Source organism: Kribbella sp. VKM Ac-2568 (assembly GCF_004345365.1).
Taxonomy (GTDB): Bacteria; Actinomycetota; Actinomycetes; order Propionibacteriales; family Kribbellaceae; genus Kribbella; species Kribbella orskensis.
In genome coordinates, this window is the sequence record NZ_SLVF01000002.1 from 544669 (window position 1) to 566173 (window position 21505).

The following is a 21505-nucleotide window of genomic DNA, read 5'->3' on the forward strand; positions in this document are numbered from 1 at the left end:
CCCAAGCCGCAGGCGCAGCGACGAACGGAAGCGCCCGTGGTCGTCGACGAGGAGGAGGACGCGGATCATCGGTCGACCTGGGTGAGGACAAGTACGGCGCGCGTTCCACCGCTGGCTCGCGGCTTGAGCTCCAGCACGCCGCCGAACCGGGCGACCAGGCGACGGCACAAGGAGAGGCCAAGGTGACCACCGGTCGCGTAGCGATCGGTCGACCCGAGCCCGACGCCGTCGTCATCGACTACGAGCACACGCCGATCCCCGCGAGCAACCGCCGAGACAAAGATGCGGCCTGCGCCCGCCGCGACGGCGTTCGCCAGCAGGTTCCGCAGCACGATACGAAGGGCAGCCGGCGAGATCGGGAACTCGCCGGTCACTGTTGTGATGACCTCAGCGTGAATATCTCCAAGGTCGGCGGCGGCCTGTCGCACACAGTCGGCTCCCTGTGCTGCGCCACCATCAGCTCGATCGGCGCGCGTCGCCGCGAGGATCGAGTCGACGATCTCTAGCGCCCGCGTCAAGACCTTGCGCGGTTCGTCGCTCATCAGGACGGATAGGAGCGAAGACTTCACGTCGTGCGCAACGAGTGCCGCAAAATCCTCGAGCGCCTCATTCTTTCGAGCAAGCCGGGCGGCATGCTCCGCAAGCTGCTCCGCAGCCAAGCGGTCGTGCACGCCCTGCCGTCCGGAGAACGTAACGTCACGACCCTCGCCCCAGACCGTGTAGTAGCCCTCCGTGCCATCTTTCGCAGCTGTCGTGCTCATGACATGGGTTCTCATTCTTCTCTGGAGCGACCCGTGCGGTGCGCTGATGTGACAACCCTCGCGCAGATCGGCGCGCGTCGTCCCCGGGGAGACCCGGGTCGACTCCCCTGGTTGAGCCCAGGGACGTGCTCCGGTGAGACCGGGTAGTGAGTGGATCCAACTGTCGGGCATCGCGGGTTAGCGGCTGATCCTGGAGGTGCCGGCTGTCGCTCGCAATGGATCAGCTCGGGGTCGAAGCGCGCTTGTGGTCACTGCAGAGCGACGGCGGGACCACCGACCGTATCCAGCATGAGGCGATCGAGCGGCTTGCTCGCACCCGCATGCGTGTGGACCGGCCCGCACGCACCTGATCTACCGCGAATGCCTGCATCAGTGCAGCGTGGACTGGCACCTGGGCAATGGCCTCACCAAGCCAGGTCTCCCGTCGGCGGTGGCGTGGTGTTCTTCGCCCACGTCGGCTACTTCATCTTCGGCGTGATCACGGCGAGGGTACTGATGCGGGGCGAGCCTCAGCAGCAGGACTACGACTCCGTCGTCGGCGCACCAGCCTGAAGCGCACGCCGCACGAGGTGACAGCGTGGAGCGGCGGGACCCAGCACTCGGGCGCGCTGGTGCCGATCCAAGTTGTCGCCCGGATGCTGTCCGGCCGCGGCTTCGACGTCGCCGTCCAGCGCGACCGATCCGCCTGTCACTACCGATCCACGACTGGACGGGAGGCATCAGTGTGGTCCGCGAGTGGGTGGGTTCCGGTGTGGTCGACGCGGAATTTGAAGCCGTGCTTGGTTGTCCATTCCAGGGCGCCGTCGTCCAGGCGGTGGACGCGCCAGCCGCCGTGGGTCTTGACCCGGTGGCTGTAGCGCCGTAGCGGGGTGAGGTTGTCGGTACCGGTCTGCCCCGGTGGCCCGGTGGCGTTGAAGTCGAACGGCGCGATGTGGTCGAGATCGACGCTGTCGGTGGTCTCGGCGGCGCCGAACACGAACTGCTCGACCGGATGGGTGAGCTTGACCCGCTCCCGGATCCGGCGAGGGATCTCGTAGGCGTCGACGCTGAGTTTGTCGTTCAGATCGATGACCGGCTTGACGACGATCTGGTCGTGGCCGAGCAACTCCTCCAGCCGGGCCGCGAAGACGGGACCGAAGCGCTCGACCCGCGCGACCCCGCCGCCGGCCAGCAGCGTCTGGTCGGTGAGGTGCACGTAGAGCGTCGTCCGGGCAGGCCTGCGCCCGGTGACACCGCCACCCCGGTCGCTGTAGGCGCCTTGTTTGATCGCCGCCAGCTTCCTCGCGACCTCCTGGCGCGCAGCACCGCCCAGCCCTGCACCGTCGCCTGCCGGTTCAGGGGTCTCCGCGCAGCGGTCGTCCGCTGGTCCTGGCTCAGGTAGACCAGCCGAACAGAACAGGCGGTCGTGGACCGGGTCATCGGGGTGCGGCGGATCCCGATCAGCCTCGTCATGCTCGCCAGGCTCATCAACAACAACCCATCCCGTCGCCCCATCCTCCCCACCACCCGCAACATCACCGGTCTCGTCGGCCAACGGGACAGGGAGGTCGGCGGGTTGCCACTGCGCGGTGTGGTCGGCGGTACCTGGAGCGGGGTTCGCCGCGACACCCGTGCCGGCCTTATCTGGTCCTGTCTTTGCTGAAGCAGGCGCGGTGGTCGCGACCGCTTCGGCATTGGGGGCGGTGGTGGTTGGGGTGAGGTGGTGGGCGACGGTGAGGAGTTCGTTGGTGAGCGCGGGGTCGGCGATGATGCCGATCGCCTTGGCCTTGCGTCGCGGCAGGCTGTCGGTGTCGCCGAGCTGGGCCAGGGCGTCGGCGATCTGGCGGATGGTCGCCTTGAAGTGGATGACGTCGCCGGTGGCCGCACGCACATACAAAGTGGTGGTGCCATGGTCATCGGTACGACCCGCCCAGACGCCGCGCTCCTTGGCCCTGGCCTCGCCAGCAGCGCGAGCCGCGTCCGGGTCGGCCTGCTGGACAGCCGCCCTGACGATCTTCTCCAGCCGCACCGGCGTCACGGTATCGATCATCCCCGCGACCCGACGGTCCACGATCGCGGCGGCCTCCACCGACAGCGCCAGACAGGCAGTGGCAATAGTGCGGGCCTTCCAGGGCTCGCCGTGACCACCCTTGACCTGAGCCCAGATGCGCGGCAGCCGGTGGCGCAAAGCGAGGGACTGGCCGATGAAAACGGCAGCCGAACCCGCCGAGCGGCCGATCATCGCCCCGAACTCGGCGGCCGCGAACTCGGCGATCGCCGGACAGCCCGCACCGCCATACACGACACCGCGTTCACCACCCGCCAACGACACCCGGCCGGGGACCGTCGCGGGGTCGGGATGCAGGTCGGCGAAGTGCTGCGCCAGCTCGACGAGTCGAACCTCGGCCTGCGTGCGCAGCTCATGCACCTCGGCGGCCCAGACCAGCGTCTCGGTCGCATCCAGGTCAGCCACATCCTCGTCGAACATGCGTTCGACACTACCCTGAGTGATGCATCGCTTGCAAGTTGGCCAACCCCTCGATTCTCCTTATCCACAAGGGAAACTTCGCAACCGGAAGTGGGAGCGACTGATGTATTCCTACTAGTAGACGCACTGTGAGTAGCGAGCTGCCGCGCGATCTCCAGACAGGAGGGATTTGAGAAGAATTGCCTGGAAAAGTGCTCATTGGGTGAGCACTTCTGCGGGTGATGATGGTGTTCACCGAGGTGGAAACACCGCCTCGAGACCGATTCAGGGAGTGCCGATGTTCCGAGGATTCGCCACCATCAGCTTCTACGCCGACGACCTCGCCGCCGCGCGCGACTGGTACACCGAACTGCTGGGACAGAAGCCGTACTACGCGTTCCCGGCCGCGCCCGCCACCCCGGCGTACATGGAGTTCCGGGTGGGGGACGATGGCGACGAGCTCGGGTTCATCGACCGCAAGTACGCCCCGCCCGGCGCATCGAACGCCCCCGGCGGCGCGGTGATGCACTGGCACGTCGACGACCTCGCCGGCACCTTCGAGAAGCTCCTCGCGATGGGCGCCAAGGAGTACCTTCCGATCACCTCCCACGGCGACAGCGACTTCACCACCGCCTCCGTCGTCGACCCCTTCGGCAACGTCCTAGGCATCATGCACAACCCCCACTACCTAGAAATCCTCGCCGCCCGCGAATCGGCCGCGACGGGCCTACTCTACGGCCGCCGCCGAGGACACCCCGAGTCCGCCGCCAGCTGACGGTTCAGCCCGGGTATGGCGGGGGTCAAGCGAGGTATGCCACGTAGTCCGGGTCCTTGGGGTTCGACAGGACGTGGGTGACCCAGGCCTGGCGTTCTGTGTCGACGGCCAGGAGTTCCCAGGCGCAGGCGGTCGGGCCGTCGGGTGGGACGAGGGTGAAGGTTGTTGTGCCGAGGTCGGCGCGGAGGGTGCGGAGATAGAGGATGTCGAGTTCCCACCAGCCGAGGATTCCCCACAGCGCCTCGGTGCCGGAGTGGACGATCAGGAAGGCCATCCCCTGGCGCCGCTCGGTGGTGGCCGGTTGAGGCAACTGCTTCACGGCAGCGTCGAGCGCGGCGTCCAAGGCACTGCCGGCGGGTAGTTCGTCGCCAGCGGTGATGCCGATCAGTTTCACCTTCCACCTGGCAGCTTCCCGGACACCCAGCGACTCGGTCGGCCGAGGTTCGTACGCCGGCATCGGCAAGGGCTTGCTCATACGTGCTTCCTTTCGGCATCTGCTTCCTCAGGTCGAGCTGACATCCTCTCCCGGTCAGCGGCTCACGCCCCGGGACCGGCGACTAGGGTTCGGGGTATGCCGAGCCTCGAGGATATTCGTACCGCTGCCGCTCAACTCCGGGGACGGATCCATCGGACGCCGATGGTCGAGTCGTCCGCGCTCGAGGGGATCTTCGGCGGCCGGCTGACGTTGAAGGCGGAGCTGTTCCAGAAGACCGGGAGCTTCAAGGTCCGCGGGCTGCTGAACAAGACGCTGAAGCTGACCCCGGAGGAACGCGAGCGCGGCGTGATCACCGTCTCGGCGGGCAACGCGGCCGGGGCGCTCGCCTGGGCGGCGCGCGACGCCGGAGTACCGGCGACCGTCGTGATGGCGAAGACCGCCGTACCCGCGAAGATCGAGGCAGCCCGCGCGTACGGCGCTCAGGTGGAACTCGTCGAAGGCGATCTGATGGGCGCCTACGAGTCGATCCGGGACGAGCGGAAGCTGACCGGCGTGCACCCGTTCGACGACCTCGACGTGATCACCGGCCACGGCAGCCTCGGCCTCGAACTGCTCGAGGACCGCCCCGAGATCGCCACCGTGCTCGTTCCGGTCGGCGGTGGCGGGCTGATCTCTGGCGTCGCGCTCGCGGTCAAGCTCCTGAAGCCGGCCATCCGCGTGATCGGCATCGAGCCCGAGACCGCAGACGTGGTCAGCCGCAGCCTCGAAGCCGGCGAACCGCAGAAGCTCCCCACCGCCAGGAGCGTCGCCGACGGCCTCGCCGCCCCGGTCTGCGGCACCCACAACTACGCCGTCATCACGCAGTACGTCGATGAGGTGGTCCGCGTCAGCGAGGACGCGATCATCGAGGCCACCCGGCTCGTCATGTCCCGCACCAAACTGGCCCTCGAACCAGCCGCGGCGGCCCCCTTCGCAGCCCTGCTGGAAGGCAAGGTCGAACTCCACGGCCTCACCGCCAGCGTCGTCAGCGGCGGCAACCTCGACGTCGCGAAACTGGTCCTCTGAGCGTTCGGCCGCTCGCGCCCCGACCAGTCGACGGGACCCTTCATCAGGCCGGCGGCTCACCAGCTGGGTGCTCACCAGCTCGGTGCTTACCAGCCGGGTGCTCACCAGCCGCGTGCTGACCGTCGGGCGTTTCATCGGGTGGGTCGTGGGCCACGTGGAGGTTGGTGCTTGGTCGGGCCGCCGGTCTGTACTGGCGGTAGTGGCGGCCGGTGGGACTGATCCAGGTGTAGGTGTTGTCCGTATTGTGCCGGATGGACCAGTTGCCTTCATGCTTGAGGCGATGGTGGTGTCGACACAGGCAGTGCAGGTTGTCAGCGGTGGTCCTGCCACCGGCGGCGAACGCGACCCGGTGATCGAGGTCGGCGAATTCAGCCGGCCGGTTGCAGCCGGGAAACTGGCAGACCCGATCCCGCCACCGGACATACCTGTCCGCCGCGGCCGACGGCGCATACAAATCGGGATCACCCGGCGGCGGCTCATCAGTCACCCGCAACTCAACCCGCGAACCGCCCAGCCCGCTGAACGAGTCTTGCCCGCTGAGCGAGTCTCCCGCCGACTGCGAGTCCCGGGTGCTGAACGACTCTGCGGCGGGATGCCGACCCTCCGGGGTGACCGAGTCGCCGGCGGGATGCGGGGGCTGGTGGAACGCCGGGCGCCGTCGCCTCCCGGTGGGGGTCGTTGGCAGATCGGGGAGCAACGTATCGCGGATGGCTTTGATGAGGTGCTTGCGCAATGAACCTTGCGGGATCGGTCCCTGCCCGTCGACCTCGCCGCCGGTGCTGACCTGCCCGGTGAGCACCGCGCGCAGTTCGGCGCCGGTGGCATGAATGACCACTACCGCATCGGCGCCCGCAGCGGTCTCGTCCAACTCCCGCCCACCAGCCTCGTCACCAAACTGATCGGCGGAGCCATCGCGATGGTCAACGGGACCGACGCGGTGGTCAGTGGGACCGGCGCTGTGGTGGTCGGCGCAACCGGCGCAGTGGTGGTCAGCGGGATCGTGGTGATGGTCGGCGCGACCGGTGCAATGGTGGTCAGCGGGATCGTGGTGGTCGGCCGGGTTGGCGTGGTCGGCTGAAGAATCCGTGGTACTGGCGGCGGGCTTCTTGGAGCGTGGGAGGAGGCGGGCCAGGGCTACGTCGGCGCGGAGCTGATCCATGGTGCGCGTGTCGCCGTCGCGGCGGAGGCGGACGGCGGCGCGGGACAGGCTGGTCATGACAGCGGCTGCGTCGACAGCGTCCTGGTTGTGGATCAGCTCGGCGGTTCCGAAGTCGGTGCTCACCATGCGCACCGAACGTTCATCGCGCGCCTGCTGATGAGCCTTCTCGGTCGAGGCCGGGTTGCGCCGGGCGGCCTCGCGCCGGGCGAGCTGCTTGATGCTTTGCAGCGGATGGTTGCGGGCCCAGTCCAGCACCGCCGCCTCCGCCGCACGAACGTCTTCGAGGTCATCAAGGACCGACAACTCGGCGACGATCGTGAAAGCGGCACGTTCGGTCAGGACGCCCTCGACCAGCGCGTGGTGGGTGGCGGGAAAGTTGTGGACCAGTTCCCACGACGAGTGGATGCGCCTGGTTGCCGCTGATCGATGCAGATTCAGCGCCAGCCCGATCTCATCGGACACCGAGCGCAGATCCCCACCATGCCAACGGCGTTCGCCCGCCGCCGCGACCCGGTCACCGGGCTCAGGATGCCGGTGTCCGAGATCAGCCGACACACCACGGACCGAGTCGTCGAAGGACGCGACCGCCTCAGCCTTCAGCCCGGCAAGCCGCGCCTCGAGCCGGCCGATGGCTTCGACACGATCCAGCCAGCCCCCGTCGGTCAATCGCGACGTGTCCTGGAAGACCACAGCCTCATACAGCAACGAGCCCTGGTTGTGGTCGTCCTCCTCGTCGAACCGCGACAATCCACCATGGCGGTCATAAGCCCGCGCCCGGCGCCGCGACATCGCGACAAGCTCCTGGAACCTCGTCTCCACATCCTCAGCCGCCGCCCCAGGTGCACCCCGAGGCGCTGGTGGAGCCGCAGCCAGGGACAACGGCGAGCGCCCGGCCGGCTGCTGCGACGGACGCAGCACGTCGCCTACCGGCTCACTGATCGGACACTCACTCATAAATCGAGTATATGTTCGAATACTCTCCGCGATCAAGCCAGGCCGTCCGAGGCCCTCATCGCCTCGCGCCGGTTGCTAGCTGGGCTAGACGTGGGCTGGGTCTAGTTTTCGGGGTGGTAGGTCGGAGACGACGCCGTCGCCGGGGTCGTCGACCAGGCCGCCTTGGCGGACTGGGTCGTGCTCTGGCAGGAGGATGTCGCGGGCGACCACCAGCATCAGCCAGAGGGTGCCGGCCATCCGCAGGATCACGGACAGCCAGTAGATCCGGTCCGGCTGATCTGGTGATCCGGGGGCGAGGAACTGGGCGAGATGGAGCCAGACCATCATCCAGTAGAAGGTCTCGCAGGCCTGCCAGATCAGCCAGTCCCGCAGCTTCGGCCGGGCCAGCGCGACCAGCGGCAGCAGCCAGAGCACGTACTGCGGTGAGTACACCTTGTTCACCAGCAGGAACGCGGCGACCACCAGGAACGCCAGTTGCGCGAAGCGCGGCGGCTTCGGCGCCATCAGTCCGAGAATCGCGATCGAGAGGCAGAGCCCGGAGAAGATCACGATGTTGAGCTGGTTGACGTCGGCGACCTCGTGCTTGGCCAGCTTCAGCACGTACCAGATCGAGCCGTAGTCGCTCTCGCGCTCGTCGTTGAAGACCCAGAACGACAGCCACTCGTTCTTGGCCAGCAGGTAGATCGGCGCGTTCACCAGCCCCCAGGTGACGACTCCCGCGAGTGCCGCCACGAACCACTGCCAGAGCTTGCGCCCGCGCAGACAGATGATCAGCAACGGCCCGAGCAGCAGGAACGGGTAGAACTTCGCCGCGGTACCTAGGCCGAGCAGGATTCCGAACCAGACCGGTTTGCCCCGGGACCACGCGTACATCGCGCCGGCTGTGAGCACCACCGCGAAGAGATCCCAGTTGATCGTCGAGGTGAACGCCAGCACCGGCGCCGCCGCGACGTACAGGGCGACGAGGGGCTGACCGCGGGCCCCGCCCGGGCGGCGTGCGACGCCGCGCGCGGTGGCTGCCGTCAAGCCGACCAGGATGAGCGCGCAGACGAAGAGCATCGCGACGTTCACGACGAAGAAGACGCCGGCGGTGTCGCGCTTCTGCTCGACCGTCAGGTCCTGCTTCGGGTCGCCGGTGATCAGCCAGGTGATCTGAGCCGCGACCTCCATGAAGCCACCGGTCAGCACCGGGTACTCCAGCACCGGGTAGTTGCCAGTGTCCAGGAACGGCCGGTTGCCCTCGGCGAAACCGCGCTCCTGGTACAGGTAGCCGATGTCGGAGTAGCACAGCGCCTTGAACGGCCGCCAGCTCTGCCGGTCCCAGCCCGCCTCCATACAGGGCGCCTTCTGCAGCACCCCGAGCGCGAAGGTGATCGTGCAGACGGCCAGCACGATCCGCAGCGGCGTCCACCAGGACGAACTGATCCGGGCGAACCGCCCGGTCGGACCGCCGAGGCCCACGGTCAGGCCGGCGACGGCCGGGTCGACCTCGGCCGGCCGGGCCTGCGAGTCCTGGGCACTTGGTGGCGTCACGGGGGCCATCGTCTCCTATCCGCTCCGCCGCCCTGGCAGGCGGCGCCCGCCAGGTTACCCAGGATGTCCACCCGCGTGCCTCATCCCCGCCCATCCGCGTGCCACGAACCACCGGCGAGCAAGCGCTTCACCGCGTACTTCGGGCAGCGGTGGGTGTCTGGAGTCGTTGGTGAACGCGGTACCGGAAGGTGTCGAACCGGGCGGTGCCGGCGTCGTCGGTGGGAGCGGTGCTGAACAGGGCGATTCGGGCGCCTCGGCAGTCCGACCATGAGGCCGTGTCGGTGTTTCCGAGCGGATCGAAGGTCCTGCCGTCGAGACTGTAGGCGTAGGTGACGTAGTCGCGCTCGTCGACGACCAGCTGCAGCCAGAGTGGGCCAGGCACCGCGACCAGGCGAGCTCGCCACCAGCCAGGCTCGTCCGTCCTCGTCCCACAGCGGACACGGGTCTTCCCAGCCGGTCTCGTCGCTCAGTCGGTGCAGATGCGACCAAGGACCGGCCGGATGCTCGGCGGTGGTCACGAAGATGCCCTCGTCGAGTGTCGTGAAGTGCAGCCAGTACCGGCCGCGATGGTGACGAAGGCTCCCGGCGTAGATGCCGACGTTGTACCTCTCCATCCGGTCCGAGCGGTACTCCGGCCCCAGCACGCCGATGTCCGGTACAGCGGCGCCGACGTGTCGCCACGAGACCAGGTCTCGCGAGTGCAGGATCGCCATCCCTGGCGAGTACTGGAAGGTCGACGTGATCATCCAGTAGTCCTCACCGACCCTGATCACGTCAGGATCGGAGTAGTCGCCCGGAAGGACTGGATTGGTATAGGAGGACCGGCCGGCCGGCCGGCGTCCGGCCGGTCCGGTCCATTACTTGGGGACCTTGTCGTAGGCGGTCTGCTGGATCTCCGGGTAGCGCTTCAGGCCGAGGCCGTCGAGGCCCTTGACGTAGCTGTCCCAGTCCTTCGAGAGGTCCTTGGAGCCGGTGATGAACTGCAGCGCGTTCTGCTGGACGTAGTTCTCGATGTTCGTCTGCAGGGTCGCCACCTCGCTGCCGAGGGACGGGTCGATCCACACCTTCCAGTACGGGTAGACCTGCGCCTTGTCCTCCTTGCCGTCGTACAGCTTGGTCGCCTCGAACAGCCGGCGCTCGTAGCCCGCCTGGTTGCAGATGTCGGTGTTGATCGACTCGGCGGCCCGGAAGTCCGCGGTGTTGTTGTACTGCGCGATCGCCTGCCACGCGGTGTTCGGCGGCTTCGCGCCCGCCTTCTGCGGGATCTGCCGGTAGAGCGGCTTGACCGACTTGTCGAGCGCCACCTCACCAGGCTGCGGCTTCGCCCAGGTCTTGCCCTCGGTGCCGAACATCCCGTTGATCTCACCCTCGGAGGTGAACAGGTAGTCGAGCATCTTGATCGACTGGATCTGCACCTCGGGGCTCGCCTTGTTGGTCAGCGCGAAGGTGGCGCCGGGCACGCTCGGGAAGTTGTACGCCGAGAAGTTCGAGCCGTTCGGCCCGGTCAGCGGCGCCACGCGTCGTACTGCTTGTCCCGGCCGTCGGGCTGGCCGAAGGTGACGAAGATGCCGGGGTGCAGCACGGTCGCCGAACCGAGGATGACGGTGCCGGTCTTGTCACCCTGCTGCTGCAGCGCGTCCGCGTTCTGGGTGAAGGCGCCCTTGTCGATCAGGCCCTCCTTGTAGAGCGAGTTCAGGTAGGCAAGCCCTTCGCGCCAGCCGTCCTTGTTCGCCTGCAGGTCCACCTTGCCGTCCCGCAGTACCAGGGCCGAGTTGTTGTTGCCGCTGGTGCCCTGCGGGTCGTAGATGAAGGCGTTCATGAAGTACGGGATCAGCGAGTCGCGGACGTCCGCGCTGAGCCACCTCCTACCTCACCCTCTGGCACCGCCAACCCGGCCCGGCGACGATCACCTTCGCGTTGGACGGCGAGGTCGCTGACTTCTTCCCCGACGAACCGGATGGCTGGACCTACACCCGGACCGAAGGCCGGCTGACCGTTTCCACCACCGTCCCGGAGCCCTCCGCCCGCGTCATCACCACCACGACTGTCAAGCGGTGATTGCTTCCAGGATGGACATGCGGCTGTTGGTGTCGAGGACGCGGTTCAAGCGGAGACCCGCCGCGGTGAAGAGAGCGGCGTACTCCGTTTCGGTGCGCTCCCGGCCACCGGGCAGAACGAGCATGTTGAGGTCGGAGAAGGCCGCGAGGACCTCCTGACCGGTTCTGCCGAGGATGAGTTCGACGACCAGTACTACGCCGCCGGGGTTGAGCGACGCGGTACAGGTGCGGAGGATCTCCACGCAGCGGTCGTCCGGCCAGTCGTGCAGGATCGACTTCAGCAGGTAGGCATCCGCGGGCGGCACACTCTCGAAGAAGCTGCCGGCGACCGAGGACCACCGCGACTCCAGCGCCGGAGACCTCGGCTTGGTGGCGACTACGTGGGACAGGTCGAAGACCGTGCCGCTGAGGTGCTCGTACGCCGTCAGCACCGCCTCCAGCAGGATGCCTTGGCCTCCGCCGATGTCGACAACACTGCTCCGCCCGGAGAAGTCGTACGCCGCGGCCACCGCGGCGGCGACGGACGAGGTGAGCGCGGCCATGTTGTCGTTGAAGATCGCGTTGTGCTCCGGCTGACCCTGCCGATGGGTCCACACGTCGTACCCGTGCAAGGCCTCGAACGCGTTCTCACCCGTCCGCACGCTGTGACCGAGCTGGCCCCACGCCGCCCAGAGCGCCGGGTCCTGCAGAGTCCGGGCCAGCGGACGCAGACTCCCCGCCACGTTCGACCGCAGGCCCGCGCCGACAGCTGTGTTGCTGTAGGCACCATCGTGCTCGGCGTAGACACCGACAGCGACGAGTGCTCGCAGCAACCGTCGCAGTGTGTCCTCGTCCGCGCCGACCGCCTTCGCCAGGTCGGCAGCAGTGCGTGGCTCGCGGGCCAGCTCGTCGGACAGCCCGAGCTCGGCAGCGACGCTGAGCGCCGCGGAGGTACGAAAACCAGTGACCATCGACTGCAACGTCGCAAGGGAGTCCATGGCCCGATCATCCGCTCAATCGGGAGCTGGCGATAGACACCAGCCGGCCGACCACACCCCGTGGGGAGTGGCCGGCCGTGGTGTAGTGACGCAGCGGTGGGTCAGGCTGCCGGGGGCATCAGGACGGAGTCGATCAGGTAGACCGTCGCGTTGGCGGTCTTCACCCCACCACAGATCACCTTGGCGTTGTTGACCATCAGGTTGTCCCCCGAACCAGTCACCGTGACCGCCTGCTTCTCCACCGTGGTCTGACTCCCCACCACCGCCTCCGGCGTCAGCTGACCCGGCACCACGTGATAGGTCAGGATCTTGGTCAGCAACGCGTCATCGGTCTTCAACGTGTTCACCGTCGCCGCCGGGATCTTCGCGAACGCCGAGTCCACCGGCGCGAACACCGTGAACTCACCACCGTTCAACGTCGACACCAGATCGACCTTCGGGTTCAGCTTGCCCGACACCGCCGCCACCAGCGTCGTCAGCAACGGATTCCCCGACGCCGCGGTCGCCACCGGCGCCGCCGCCATCCCATCCACCGAACCAGCACCAGTCGGGTTCGCCTTCGCATAATCGGCACACCCCGGACCAACCAGACCCGCCGCGTTATCCATCGACGGAGACATACTCGGCGTCTCAGCCGGCGCCGACGACGACGCACCGGTCGACGGGCTACCGCTGGACGTGTCATCGCTTCCACCACACGCGGCGGTGACGAAGAGCAGGGACAGCGCGGATGCGACGATGCCTGCGCGCACGAGGTTCTTGGACATGACGAACTCTTTCTCTGGGGGAACGATTCGGTCGATGCCGCGTTGCTCGCGACTGACATCGGTACTTCGGCGCCGCGGTGCGCCCGGATGGGCGCGAAGCCGGACTTCTTCTCCAGAGAACCGCCGGGGAGTGTGTCGTCTCACTCCCCGGCGGTTCTTCGTTGCCCAGGGCATGCTTGTCCATGGCATGCCCTGTCCCCAGCTACCGAGGCCAGGACACCTCGGTGACCACTCCCCCGCTGACCTCCACCGTCAGCCGCACCGGCCCGTCAGGCCGGACGTACAGCTCGTAACTCCCCTCGGGAACCTCGAAGAAGACCGCCGAGTGCACTAGCTCGCCGTCGGGCGAGGGCCGCGGCACGACCGCCACATGAGGGAACGCGTCTCCATGCCCGTGACCATGTCCGTGCTCGTGCCCGTGCTCGTGTCCGTGCTCGTGTCCGTGCTCCTGCCGGCCGGTCGGGCGCAGCTCGATCTCCGCCCCGTCCAGTCCGGGCGGCATCGCGATGACCAGGGCGCCGATGTCGCCGCCGATGTCCAGGAGCACCGATGATCCCTTGCCCGCATGGGGATTCTCCACCGCGTTCATGACGCTGCCGGGATGCCCGGCCTGGACTGGGAGCCACCCGCCGGCGTCCCGAGGTACGGGAACGACGTCAGGTAGTCGGAGTTCGTGTTCGACGTACCGTCCTTGATCGCACCGGCGGCGGCGTCCGGCTTGTAGGCCTTGTCCACCAGCGGGATGGTCAGTCCGGCGATCGCGCGCAGCTCGACGGTCACGACATCGTCGAAAACCCTGCGTCCGTTGGGGAATCCGGCCGCGTCGCCCGCCACCAGACCGAGCGGGTTCGGCGACTTGGCCGGCGGTACGGCGACGTTGAGCCGCAGCATGTCCGCCTGCACCGGACCGGTGAAGTTCTGGAACCCCGGTACCACGCCCTTCGGGATCCCGGTCAGCAGGATCGCCGCGAGATCGGCGCGGGGCTTCTTGTAGGCGGCGAGGTTCGGGAACACGCCCGGGTACAGCACCGGGAGCAGCCCGCCGAGCTCGGGCTTCGTGACGTACTTGGCGAAACGCTTGTCCTCGGCGGGCGCCAGGCTGTTCCACTTGTCCTTCTCGGCCATCGGCACGATGACCTCGTTGAACAGCGGGTTGCCCAGCCGCGAGACCTGCTTGTACGGACCGTGCCCGGCCGGCACGCCACCGACGAGAATCCTGGACTGCCGGCGACTCGCGGACGCGTAGACCCCGATCACCGACTTCGGGTCGAGCACGTCCTTGGGCCTCTTGCCATCCCTGGTCAGGTCCGTGATCGGGATCTGCAGCGCGATGGTGTGCACGTTCGACCCCTGCAGGCCGTTCACGCCCATCGCCGCGGCCGACGGGATCAGGTGCGCCATCTGGAACGGGCGCAGCGTGGCGAGGTCGAAGATGCTGCCCAGGTCGGCGAAGAACCCGTCCGCCCGCTGGCCCGCGAACACCTTGCGGTTGGTGCCGAAGGTGTAGATCGCCTGACGGCCGAGCCTGGCGTAGTTCGGCGTACTGCGCACGCCGACGTTGACCGGGGGCGCCCCCAGGTTGCGGGCGAGCACGCGGGCCCGGCCGTTCTCCACCCGGGTCACCGAGTAGTACTGCGGCCGGTTCCAGCTCTTGTCCTTGATCGAGGTGATCGGCCCGGTGTTGTACAGGAAGGTCTTCCTGTTCCGGATCTCGGCGTGGAAGCGGAACTGGTAGCTGATGTCCGCCCGGCCGGTACCCGAGTTGGAGATGTGGATCTGGTAGAGCACGTCGTCGCCGAACTCGTAGAAGTTCGGCCCGCCGTACGGGTTCTGGAACGGGATGAAGTTGGCGATCAGGGTCACCGTGTCCGGCTTGTCCGGGCTGACGAACGCGTAGACGTCGGTGTTGTCGGCGACCGGGTCCTTCGAGATCTCCGGTGCTTCGCGGTGCGAAGACATGACAATTCCTCCAGTGCGGGATCGAGTACGAAGTGGTTGACGGTCAGCCGGTCACGCCGGCGAGGCGGGCGGCGAGCTCGCGATCGGTCACCAGGACCTCGCGCTCGCCGACCATGATCGCCATCCGTCCGGCCTTGACGTCCTTGACGTGCACGACGAACGACTCCGCGTTCGTCAGGTCCGCCGCCTCCAGCTGGGTCGCCGCGTCGGCGGACCGCTCACCGAACACCTTCGGTACGGCGAACGCGCCGGCCGCGCCGACCGCCGCGGCGGTTCCCGCGCCCGCGAACACCAGGAATCCGCGCCGTGTTGCGTCACTCATGACTGTTTCCTTCCCCTGTCTTCCCCGTGGCCCCGACGCCGGCGACTGCCGCCGCGTCCACCCCGCATTCGGCGCCCACCCCTGGAGTGGATGGGTGCGAATTTCTGGGCGCCGACCGGCCGGGGGTCCGTCAGAGGTCGGACAGGGCGGGGATGCGGTGGCCGGGCGGGGTGAAGGCGGCCAGGACCGTGGCGGTGATGCAGTCGGCGGCCTGGTCGGTGGCCAGGCGGCCGGCGTTGATCTCGTCGGCGGCGTTGTGCATGACGCTGTGCATCGTGCCGACCAGCCAACTGGTGGGCAGATCGCTGCGGAACACGCCTTCGGCCTGACCTCGCTCGATCAGGTGCTGCACTCGCTGCATCGGCTCTTCGTGCAGCGACCGGATCCGGCCGGGCGGCAGCACGCTCTGAGCAGCCAGCAGTAGCGACCGGAACCGGTCCACCAACTGCCAGCTGGACTCGACCAGCCGAGCCAGCGCCAGCCGCGGGTCCCCGCTCAGGTCGACCGCCTCGAGAGCGTCATGCCCGTCCTCGATCGCGTGGGCGAATGCCGCGTCGACCAGGTCGGCCCGGGACGGGAAATGGCCGTACAGCGTGACCCGTCCGACGCCCGCGGCCTTGGCGATCTCGCTGACGCTGGCGTCCGGGTTGCGGCTCAGGCTCTCGGTCGCCGCATCCAGGATCGCGGCGATGCTGCGCTGCGCGTCCGCTCGCTTGGCCGGCGCCTTCGACTGCGTCACCACGAAAACTCCTCTTGTCGAACACCACTGTACGGGTTACGGTACAGGAACTAACTCGAACACTTATGTTCAACTTAATCGATTCGGGAGGGACCGGCATGTCCGGAGAAACCAGCGGCGGTCACCAGACGACCGCCGCGGACCCGCGGCGGTGGCGCCTGCTCACGCTGCTCGGGGTCGCGCAATTCATGCTCATCCTCGATGTCACCGTGGTGGCCATCGCGCTGCCGCACATCGGTGAGGATCTCGGCCTGGCGCGGGACACGCTGACCTGGGTGGTGAGCGCCTACACGCTGATGTTCGGCGGCCTGATGCTGCTCGGCGGCCGGGCGGCGGACCTGTTCGGCTCCCGCCGGATCGTGCTGACCGGCCTGGTGGTCTTCGTCGCTGCCTCGCTGGTCACCGGGCTGGCCAACGGCGCCGAGATGCTGATCGGCGGGCGGATCGCCCAGGGCATCGGCGCCGCGCTCCTGTCCCCCGCCGCCCTGTCGGTGGTTACCAAGACCTTCCAGGGCGAGGAACGGAACAAGGCGCTCGGCATCTGGTCCGCCCTGGGCGGCGGCGGCGCCGCGATCGGAGTACTGCTCGGTGGTGTCCTCACCGCCGGACCGGGCTGGCAGTGGGTCTTCTACATCAACGTGCCGATCGGCGTGGTCGTCCTGATCGCACTGAGCCGGACGCTGCCCGCCGACCAGCCGGGACCGAGCACCGCCCGCCTCGACTTCCCGGGCGCGCTCCTCGTCACCGCCGGCACCGGCACCGCGATCTACGCGCTGATCAACGCCGGCGACCGTGGCTGGCTCAGCGTCGCCACCCTTGGCACGCTGGCCGTGGCCGCCGTTCTGTACGCCGGGTTCGTCGCGCTGCAGCGCGTCGTGGCGTCACCGCTGATGGATGTCCGGATCCTGACCAGGCGACCCGTCGCCGCGGGCACCTTCCTGATCCTGGTCGCCACCGCGCTGATGATCGCGGTCTTCTTCCTCGGCTCCTTCTACCTGCAACACCTCAAGGGGTACGGCGCGCTGCGCACCGGGCTGCTCTTCCTGCCGGTGGCGCTTGCCACGATCGTCGGAGCACAGTCGGCCGCCCAGGTCATCGGCCGCACCGGCCCCCGGCCGGTCGCACTCATCGGACTGGCGATCGCCGCGATCGGCACCGCGCTCCCCGCGTTCTGGGACAGCTCGGTCACGGTCGTGGTCGGGATCAGCGTCGCCGCCGCGGGGATCGGCGCCTCCTTCGTCGCGGCCTCCACGACCGCGTTGTCGCAGGTCGCTCATCATGAGGCCGGGCTGGCATCGGGGATCTTGAGCACCTTCCACGAGTTCGGCGCCGCGCTAGGTGTTGCCGCGGTGTCGAGCATCGCGGCCGCGAGTATCGCCGGCACCAGCAGCACCGGATTCACCCGCGGCTTCACCTTTGCCGCGATCACCGCCGCCGCGTCCGCAGTACTGGCGCTGTTCGTCGTACCGGCGGCGAAGCCGATGGCGAACGCCCTGCGTCACGCGCACTGACCCGATCACCAGGAGACGGAGAGATGAACGCTGCAACCAGCCTCAGCGTCCGCCGCGCGAGCCGCCAGGACGCGGAACTCGTCAGGACGATGGTCCGTGAACTCGCGGACCACCAGGACCAGGGCGAGCACGTCACGATCACCGTCGAGCGGTGGCGTGAACTGCTCGGCGACGACGCCGTGATCGTCCTCGTCGCCGAGCAGAAGGGACAGGCCGTGGGCTACGTGTCCGCGTTCCGCAGGCCGCACCTGTGGAGCGGCGAGGACATCCTCGCACTCGACGACCTGTACGTCCGGAGCGACTTCCGGGACGCCGGCGTGGGCCGCGAACTGATGCTCGAGCTGGCCCGTCACGCACAGCCCGAGCGACTCACCATCAGCTGGGGCATGCAACCCGAGAACGTCCACGGCCAGCGCTTCTACGCCCGCCTGGGCGCCGCCCTCCGCCCGAAGGTCGTCGCCGCCTGGAACGCCACGGCGTACACGCAGGCTCTGAGGGACTGAAATTCTCCTCCGGGGGTGTCGATCTCAGCCGGGTTGGCGCATCGGTGTAGTAACAGTGGAACCTGACGAGCGGGTCCACGGCTGATGATCGAGAGGTGGCAGTGGTGGGGAAATACCTGGTGATGATCTACGACAACGAGGCGAAGTGGGCCGAGGCCGGCCCTCCGGCGGAGGAGGCGAACCACCTGCGGCACCAGGAGTTCGCGCAGGCGAACGGGGCGGCTCTACGGGGTGGCGCGCAGCTCGGCGGGAGCGACTCGGCGACCTCCATCCGGTCCGACGGGAACGGCGGCTTCGTGGTCACCGACGGCACCTTCGTCGAGACCAAGGAGGTGATGGGCGGGTACTACATCATCGAGGCCGCCGACATGGACGAGGCACTGGCGATCGCGAAGCAGGTGCCCTCGCCGATGGGCGGGGTCGAAGTACGCCCGATCATCAACTGAGATGACTCTGACACCGGCGGAGGTCGCCAGCGCGATCGAACAGGCTCACCACCAGGAGTGGGCCTACGTGCTGGCGGCCACCGCACGGGTCGCCGCGGACCTGGATCTCGCAGAGGATTGTGTCCAGGACGCCTACGCCAAGGCTCTCGTGCACTGGCAGGCTGAGGGCATCCCCCGGCGCCCCGGAGCCTGGCTGACCACCGTCGCCACCCGCCGGGCCCTCGAGCAGCGGCGGCGATCGGCGGTGCTCGAACGCAAGCTCCCCCTCCTCGTGCCCGACCCGGTCGACAACGATCCGCAGGACGGCGGCACCGGCATGTTCCCGGACGACCGGTTGCGACTCGTCTTCACCTGCTGCCACCCGGCGCTCTCGCAGGAGAGCCAGGTCGCGCTCACCCTGAAGCTGGTGTGCGGGCTCTCGTCGGCCGAGATCGCCAAGGCCTTCCTGGTCAAGGAGGCCACTCTGCAGGCGCGGATCACCCGCGCGAAACAGAAGATCGCCAAGACCCGCATCCCGTACCACGTACCGCGCGTGGGCGAGCTCCCCGAGCGGATCGACGCCGTCCTCGACGTGGTCCATCTGGTCTACTCCGTGGGCAGCACCGCCAAGTTCGGGGATCAGCTGAGTCGGCCCGATCTCGCCCGGCGGGGTCTCGACCTGGCGCGGATGGTTCATCTCCTGCTCCCGGACAGCGCCGAGGCCTCGGCATTGCTCGGTCACCTGCTGCTGACCCAGTCGCGGGAAGCCGCACGGGTGGACGACGCCGGCCGGTTGGTCCTGATGCAGGACCAGGATCGCTCACAGTGGGATGGCGAGTTGATTGCCGAGGGCCTCGAATTGGTCGAGGTGGCACTCGGACAGCCACCGGTCGGCCGGTTCGGCCTGCTGGCTGCGATCGGCGCAGTACATGCCGAGGCTCGGCGGTGGGAGGAGACCGACTGGGACCAGATCCTCGGGCTCTACGACCTCCTGCTTGCGCGCTGGCCATCCCCGGTCGTCGCCCTCAATCGAGCTGTGGCAGTCAGCTATGCCGATAGTCCCGAGGCTGCCCTCGAGGTGGTGCGAGAGCTGATCGAGGATCCGGCGCTGGCCACGTATCCCTATCTCGCTGCGACTCACGCGGACCTGCTACGCCGTACGGGTCAGTGGCAGGCGGCGCTCACGGCGTACGAGGAGGCTCTGACCTTCACCGACAACGCGGTGGAGGCCGCCTACCTCAATCAACGGCTCGACGAGCTGCGCAGCCGGTGACGAACAGGCCCCGACCGCTGGAGCGGTCGGGGCCTGCGAAAGTGAAGAATCAGGGCACCCGGGTGAGCCACTCCCGCGTCCCGAACTTGGACGTGACTCGTCGCCGGGCCTCGGTGAGGGTCTCCTCGTCGAGCGTCGACTCGCTCAGCCCGTACCGCCCGGCGAACGATCCGACCAGCCGCTCGATCACCGCGGCCCGCTCCAGCCCAGTCTGGCTGCGCAGGGGGTCCACCCGCTTGTTCGCGCTCGTGGTGCCCTTGTCCGACAGCTTCTCGCGGCCGATCCGCAGTACCTCGAGCATCTTCGCGGCGTCCATGTCGTAGGCCATCGTGACGTGATGCAGGACCGCGCCGCCGGCGAACCGCTTCTGCGCGGCGCCGGCGATCTTGCCCGCCGGCGAGGTGATGTCGTTGATCGGCTGGTACGTCGCGGCGATGCCGAGGTCGTTCAGCGCGCCGACCACCCAGTCGTCGAGGAACGCGTAGGACTCGACGAAGGACAGCCCGGACACCAGCGACTCCGGGACGTACAGCGAATAGGTGATGGTGTTGCCCGGCTCGACGAACATCGCGCCGCCACCGCTGATCCGGCGTACGACCGTGACGTCGTGCTTCGCGGCGCCGTCCAGGTCGACCTCGTTCGCGAGGGACTGGAAGCTGCCGATGATGACCGCGTTCGAGGCCCACTCCCAGATCCGCAGCGTCGGCGGCCGCTCCCCCGAACCGACCTGCTCGGCCAGTACTTCGTCGAGCGCCATCTGCAGCGCGGGCTCCCGCGGTACGTCGTGCACGAACTCCCAGGCGTGGTCCTGCCACCCGGTCGCACCGGTCAGCGCCCGCCGTACCGCGACCGCCACCGCCTCCGGGGAGAACCCGATCATCTCGACGCCATCACCCAGCACCGCCCGGACCCGCGCGGCGATCTGCGCCACCGGCAGTTCGATCGGCAACCCGGCCAGGGCGCCGTTGATCCGCTCCAGCGCGTCATCCGGCTCGAGGAAGAAGTCCCCACTGAGCTGAGCCCGCCGCACCACCCCGTCCACGACGTCCAGATCCGCTACGACGAGCTTCCCGCCAGGCACCTTGTATTCACCATGCACGACTGTTGACAACCTCCCGGCCGGCGGGGATGTTCCCGGACAGTTCCAGCGACCGCTCCCTCGAACGCCTCCGGAGACTGGCTCATCACTGTCCCGTCGAGTCCTGCCGGTGGTCGCCCTCGAGGGCCTCCACCGCGCCGAGCAGGCTCCGAAGACTTGCCTCCTCACGGTCGATGTCGGTCGGATCGAACAACCACTCCGAGGGCGGTACGACGACGTCGTCCGCCGGCGCGCTCGACTCGGCCTGCTCGAGCTCTGTCTCGACCTCCACCTCGAGCTCGTGCAGGAACGGGCTCTTGTCGGACTGGGCACTCATGTCTTCTCCAAGGGTCGTTGATCGGGCGCTTCCGTCAGCTGGCTACCACCCGATGCCAGCTAAGACAGGGCACCTGGCCAACTTGTGACAGGTCCCCGAGGACTCACGGCGATCGTTGCCTGAGCGCTCAATCGTCGGATCCTGTCCGGCCGTTCCGCGTGGTCGTGAAACGTTGACGGCCGTTTCTCCGATACTCACCTTTGAGAGGGGGAATGATGAGACGACGTCACCACCAGCGCAGCCGGCGGCCGAAGCAACAGCTCGAGTCCGACGTCGTCGCGACACGCCTGCTCTGGCTACTCGCAGTCATCAGACGCGGCCCCACTCCCCACCACGACGCAGAACTCGCCGACGATCAACTGCTGGATCAACTCACCACCCCGTCCCCCGGCAAAGACAACCCCACCCGCTGCCGCCTCCCCCGTTAG

The 21505-nt window shown here is 68.0% G+C and carries 24 protein-coding genes and 1 pseudogene; 8 read left to right on the forward strand and 17 right to left on the reverse strand.

All coding sequences use genetic code 11. The annotated features are described in order from the left end of the window. Window positions 1-65: 65 nt before the first annotated feature. Together EV648_RS06390 and EV648_RS06395 are read right to left on the reverse strand one after the other, a co-directional pair. Window positions 66-761: a sensor histidine kinase KdpD gene (locus tag EV648_RS06390; RefSeq protein ID WP_158293911.1), complete on the reverse strand. Its 696-nt coding sequence runs from the start codon at window positions 759-761 to the stop codon at window positions 66-68. A gap of 691 nt (window positions 762-1452) precedes the next feature. Beyond that, a complete protein-coding gene (locus EV648_RS06395; RefSeq protein ID WP_132286068.1) occupies window positions 1453-3228 on the reverse strand; it encodes a DUF222 domain-containing protein in 1776 nt (591 codons plus the stop codon). A gap of 277 nt (window positions 3229-3505) precedes the next feature. Here EV648_RS06395 and EV648_RS06400 point away from each other — a divergent pair, with 277 nt between their 5' ends. Beyond that, window positions 3506-3982: a VOC family protein gene (locus EV648_RS06400; protein ID WP_132286071.1), complete on the forward strand. Its 477-nt coding sequence runs from the start codon at window positions 3506-3508 to the stop codon at window positions 3980-3982. Window positions 3983-4007: 25 nt separating this feature from the next. Here EV648_RS06400 and EV648_RS06405 read toward each other — a convergent pair whose 3' ends face one another. Beyond that, a complete protein-coding gene (locus EV648_RS06405) occupies window positions 4008-4457 on the reverse strand; it encodes a hypothetical protein (protein ID WP_132286074.1) in 450 nt (149 codons plus the stop codon). A gap of 96 nt (window positions 4458-4553) precedes the next feature. Here EV648_RS06405 and EV648_RS06410 point away from each other — a divergent pair, with 96 nt between their 5' ends. Further along, window positions 4554-5483 carry a threonine/serine dehydratase gene (locus EV648_RS06410; protein ID WP_132286077.1) on the forward strand — a complete coding sequence of 310 codons (930 nt, stop codon included), beginning with the start codon at window positions 4554-4556 and terminating at the stop codon, window positions 5481-5483. A 43-nt stretch (window positions 5484-5526) separates the two neighbouring features. Here the strand turns inward: EV648_RS06410 and EV648_RS06415 are convergent, their stop codons facing one another. From EV648_RS06415 to EV648_RS06435, 6 genes and pseudogenes are all read right to left on the reverse strand, one after another. Beyond that, the gene (locus tag EV648_RS06415) at window positions 5527-7632 is read right to left on the reverse strand and encodes an HNH endonuclease signature motif containing protein (protein WP_132286080.1); all 2106 of its coding nucleotides are present in this window, start codon (window positions 7630-7632) and stop codon (window positions 5527-5529) included. 48 nt (window positions 7633-7680) lie between these two features. Next, the gene (locus tag EV648_RS06420; protein ID WP_132286083.1) at window positions 7681-9138 is read right to left on the reverse strand and encodes a glycosyltransferase family 87 protein; all 1458 of its coding nucleotides are present in this window, start codon (window positions 9136-9138) and stop codon (window positions 7681-7683) included. A gap of 118 nt (window positions 9139-9256) precedes the next feature. Then, complete coding sequence (locus EV648_RS42440) at window positions 9257-9511, reverse strand: hypothetical protein (RefSeq protein WP_158293912.1); 255 nt, start codon at window positions 9509-9511, stop codon at window positions 9257-9259. Window positions 9512-9572: 61 nt separating this feature from the next. Then, window positions 9573-9902: pseudogene (locus EV648_RS45070) on the reverse strand (family 43 glycosylhydrolase); the annotation flags it as partial. An 84-nt stretch (window positions 9903-9986) separates the two neighbouring features. Then, window positions 9987-10646: a hypothetical protein gene (locus tag EV648_RS06430; RefSeq protein ID WP_132286089.1), complete on the reverse strand. Its 660-nt coding sequence runs from the start codon at window positions 10644-10646 to the stop codon at window positions 9987-9989. Continuing rightward, complete coding sequence (locus EV648_RS06435; RefSeq protein ID WP_132286092.1) at window positions 10634-10948, reverse strand: hypothetical protein; 315 nt, start codon at window positions 10946-10948, stop codon at window positions 10634-10636. The genes EV648_RS06430 and EV648_RS06435 overlap by 13 nt, the downstream gene beginning before the upstream one ends. A gap of 98 nt (window positions 10949-11046) precedes the next feature. Here EV648_RS06435 and EV648_RS42450 point away from each other — a divergent pair, with 98 nt between their 5' ends. Further along, window positions 11047-11187, forward strand: coding sequence for a hypothetical protein (locus EV648_RS42450; protein WP_158293913.1), 141 nt, complete (start codon window positions 11047-11049; stop codon window positions 11185-11187). Here EV648_RS42450 and EV648_RS06440 read toward each other — a convergent pair. From EV648_RS06440 to EV648_RS06465, 6 genes are all read right to left on the reverse strand, one after another. Further along, complete coding sequence (locus tag EV648_RS06440; RefSeq protein ID WP_132286095.1) at window positions 11177-12163, reverse strand: methyltransferase; 987 nt, start codon at window positions 12161-12163, stop codon at window positions 11177-11179. The genes EV648_RS42450 and EV648_RS06440 overlap by 11 nt on opposite strands. A 101-nt stretch (window positions 12164-12264) precedes the next feature. Continuing rightward, the gene (locus EV648_RS06445) at window positions 12265-12930 is read right to left on the reverse strand and encodes a fasciclin domain-containing protein (RefSeq protein ID WP_132286098.1); all 666 of its coding nucleotides are present in this window, start codon (window positions 12928-12930) and stop codon (window positions 12265-12267) included. 202 nt (window positions 12931-13132) lie between these two features. Beyond that, on the reverse strand, window positions 13133-13519 hold the full coding sequence (locus tag EV648_RS06450) for a hypothetical protein (RefSeq protein ID WP_132286101.1): 387 nt from the start codon (window positions 13517-13519) through the stop codon (window positions 13133-13135). Next, window positions 13516-14889 (reverse strand): DUF4331 domain-containing protein, encoded by a 1374-nt coding sequence (locus EV648_RS06455; RefSeq protein ID WP_132286104.1) that lies wholly within the window; start codon window positions 14887-14889, stop codon window positions 13516-13518. Before EV648_RS06455 ends, EV648_RS06450 begins: the two co-directional genes overlap by 4 nt. A gap of 43 nt (window positions 14890-14932) precedes the next feature. After that, window positions 14933-15211, reverse strand: a complete 279-nt coding sequence (locus EV648_RS06460; protein ID WP_132286108.1) for a twin-arginine translocation signal domain-containing protein — start codon at window positions 15209-15211, stop codon at window positions 14933-14935. Window positions 15212-15341: 130 nt separating this feature from the next. After that, window positions 15342-15950 (reverse strand): TetR/AcrR family transcriptional regulator, encoded by a 609-nt coding sequence (locus EV648_RS06465; protein ID WP_132286111.1) that lies wholly within the window; start codon window positions 15948-15950, stop codon window positions 15342-15344. 98 nt (window positions 15951-16048) lie between these two features. Here EV648_RS06465 and EV648_RS06470 point away from each other — a divergent pair, with 98 nt between their 5' ends. The 4 genes from EV648_RS06470 (at window position 16049) to EV648_RS06485 (ending at window position 19662) form a co-directional block, all read left to right on the forward strand. Then, window positions 16049-17461 carry an MFS transporter gene (locus EV648_RS06470; protein WP_132286114.1) on the forward strand — a complete coding sequence of 471 codons (1413 nt, stop codon included), beginning with the start codon at window positions 16049-16051 and terminating at the stop codon, window positions 17459-17461. Between the two features lie 23 nt (window positions 17462-17484). Next, complete coding sequence (locus EV648_RS06475; protein WP_132286117.1) at window positions 17485-17964, forward strand: GNAT family N-acetyltransferase; 480 nt, start codon at window positions 17485-17487, stop codon at window positions 17962-17964. Window positions 17965-18059: 95 nt separating this feature from the next. Next, complete coding sequence (locus EV648_RS06480; protein ID WP_241994935.1) at window positions 18060-18410, forward strand: YciI family protein; 351 nt, start codon at window positions 18060-18062, stop codon at window positions 18408-18410. 1 nt (window position 18411) lies between these two features. Continuing rightward, the gene (locus tag EV648_RS06485) at window positions 18412-19662 is read left to right on the forward strand and encodes an RNA polymerase sigma factor (protein WP_132286120.1); all 1251 of its coding nucleotides are present in this window, start codon (window positions 18412-18414) and stop codon (window positions 19660-19662) included. A gap of 49 nt (window positions 19663-19711) precedes the next feature. Here EV648_RS06485 and EV648_RS06490 read toward each other — a convergent pair whose 3' ends face one another. Then, the gene (locus EV648_RS06490; RefSeq protein ID WP_132286122.1) at window positions 19712-20761 is read right to left on the reverse strand and encodes a lipoate--protein ligase family protein; all 1050 of its coding nucleotides are present in this window, start codon (window positions 20759-20761) and stop codon (window positions 19712-19714) included. A gap of 85 nt (window positions 20762-20846) precedes the next feature. After that, on the reverse strand, window positions 20847-21077 hold the full coding sequence (locus EV648_RS06495) for a hypothetical protein (RefSeq protein WP_132286125.1): 231 nt from the start codon (window positions 21075-21077) through the stop codon (window positions 20847-20849). Window positions 21078-21292: 215 nt separating this feature from the next. On the opposite strand from EV648_RS06495, the gene EV648_RS06500 reads away from it, so the two are divergent. Next, window positions 21293-21505 carry a hypothetical protein gene (locus tag EV648_RS06500; RefSeq protein WP_132286128.1) on the forward strand — a complete coding sequence of 71 codons (213 nt, stop codon included), beginning with the start codon at window positions 21293-21295 and terminating at the stop codon, window positions 21503-21505.

Coding starts and splice junctions, on each gene's coding strand:
- EV648_RS06390 (WP_158293911.1), bottom strand. CDS start 761: ATGAGCACGACAGCTGCGAAAGATGGCACGGAGGGCTACTACACGGTC.
- EV648_RS06395 (WP_132286068.1), bottom strand. CDS start 3,228: ATGTTCGACGAGGATGTGGCTGACCTGGATGCGACCGAGACGCTGGTC.
- EV648_RS06400 (WP_132286071.1), top strand. CDS start 3,506: ATGTTCCGAGGATTCGCCACCATCAGCTTCTACGCCGACGACCTCGCC.
- EV648_RS06405 (WP_132286074.1), bottom strand. CDS start 4,457: ATGAGCAAGCCCTTGCCGATGCCGGCGTACGAACCTCGGCCGACCGAG.
- EV648_RS06410 (WP_132286077.1), top strand. CDS start 4,554: ATGCCGAGCCTCGAGGATATTCGTACCGCTGCCGCTCAACTCCGGGGA.
- EV648_RS06420 (WP_132286083.1), bottom strand. CDS start 9,138: ATGGCCCCCGTGACGCCACCAAGTGCCCAGGACTCGCAGGCCCGGCCG.
- EV648_RS06435 (WP_132286092.1), bottom strand. CDS start 10,948: ATGAACGCCTTCATCTACGACCCGCAGGGCACCAGCGGCAACAACAAC.
- EV648_RS06440 (WP_132286095.1), bottom strand. CDS start 12,163: ATGGACTCCCTTGCGACGTTGCAGTCGATGGTCACTGGTTTTCGTACC.
- EV648_RS06445 (WP_132286098.1), bottom strand. CDS start 12,930: ATGTCCAAGAACCTCGTGCGCGCAGGCATCGTCGCATCCGCGCTGTCC.
- EV648_RS06450 (WP_132286101.1), bottom strand. CDS start 13,519: ATGAACGCGGTGGAGAATCCCCATGCGGGCAAGGGATCATCGGTGCTC.
- EV648_RS06455 (WP_132286104.1), bottom strand. CDS start 14,889: ATGTCTTCGCACCGCGAAGCACCGGAGATCTCGAAGGACCCGGTCGCC.
- EV648_RS06460 (WP_132286108.1), bottom strand. CDS start 15,211: ATGAGTGACGCAACACGGCGCGGATTCCTGGTGTTCGCGGGCGCGGGA.
- EV648_RS06470 (WP_132286114.1), top strand. CDS start 16,049: ATGTCCGGAGAAACCAGCGGCGGTCACCAGACGACCGCCGCGGACCCG.
- EV648_RS06475 (WP_132286117.1), top strand. CDS start 17,485: ATGAACGCTGCAACCAGCCTCAGCGTCCGCCGCGCGAGCCGCCAGGAC.
- EV648_RS06485 (WP_132286120.1), top strand. CDS start 18,412: ATGACTCTGACACCGGCGGAGGTCGCCAGCGCGATCGAACAGGCTCAC.
- EV648_RS06495 (WP_132286125.1), bottom strand. CDS start 21,077: ATGAGTGCCCAGTCCGACAAGAGCCCGTTCCTGCACGAGCTCGAGGTG.
- EV648_RS06500 (WP_132286128.1), top strand. CDS start 21,293: ATGAGACGACGTCACCACCAGCGCAGCCGGCGGCCGAAGCAACAGCTC.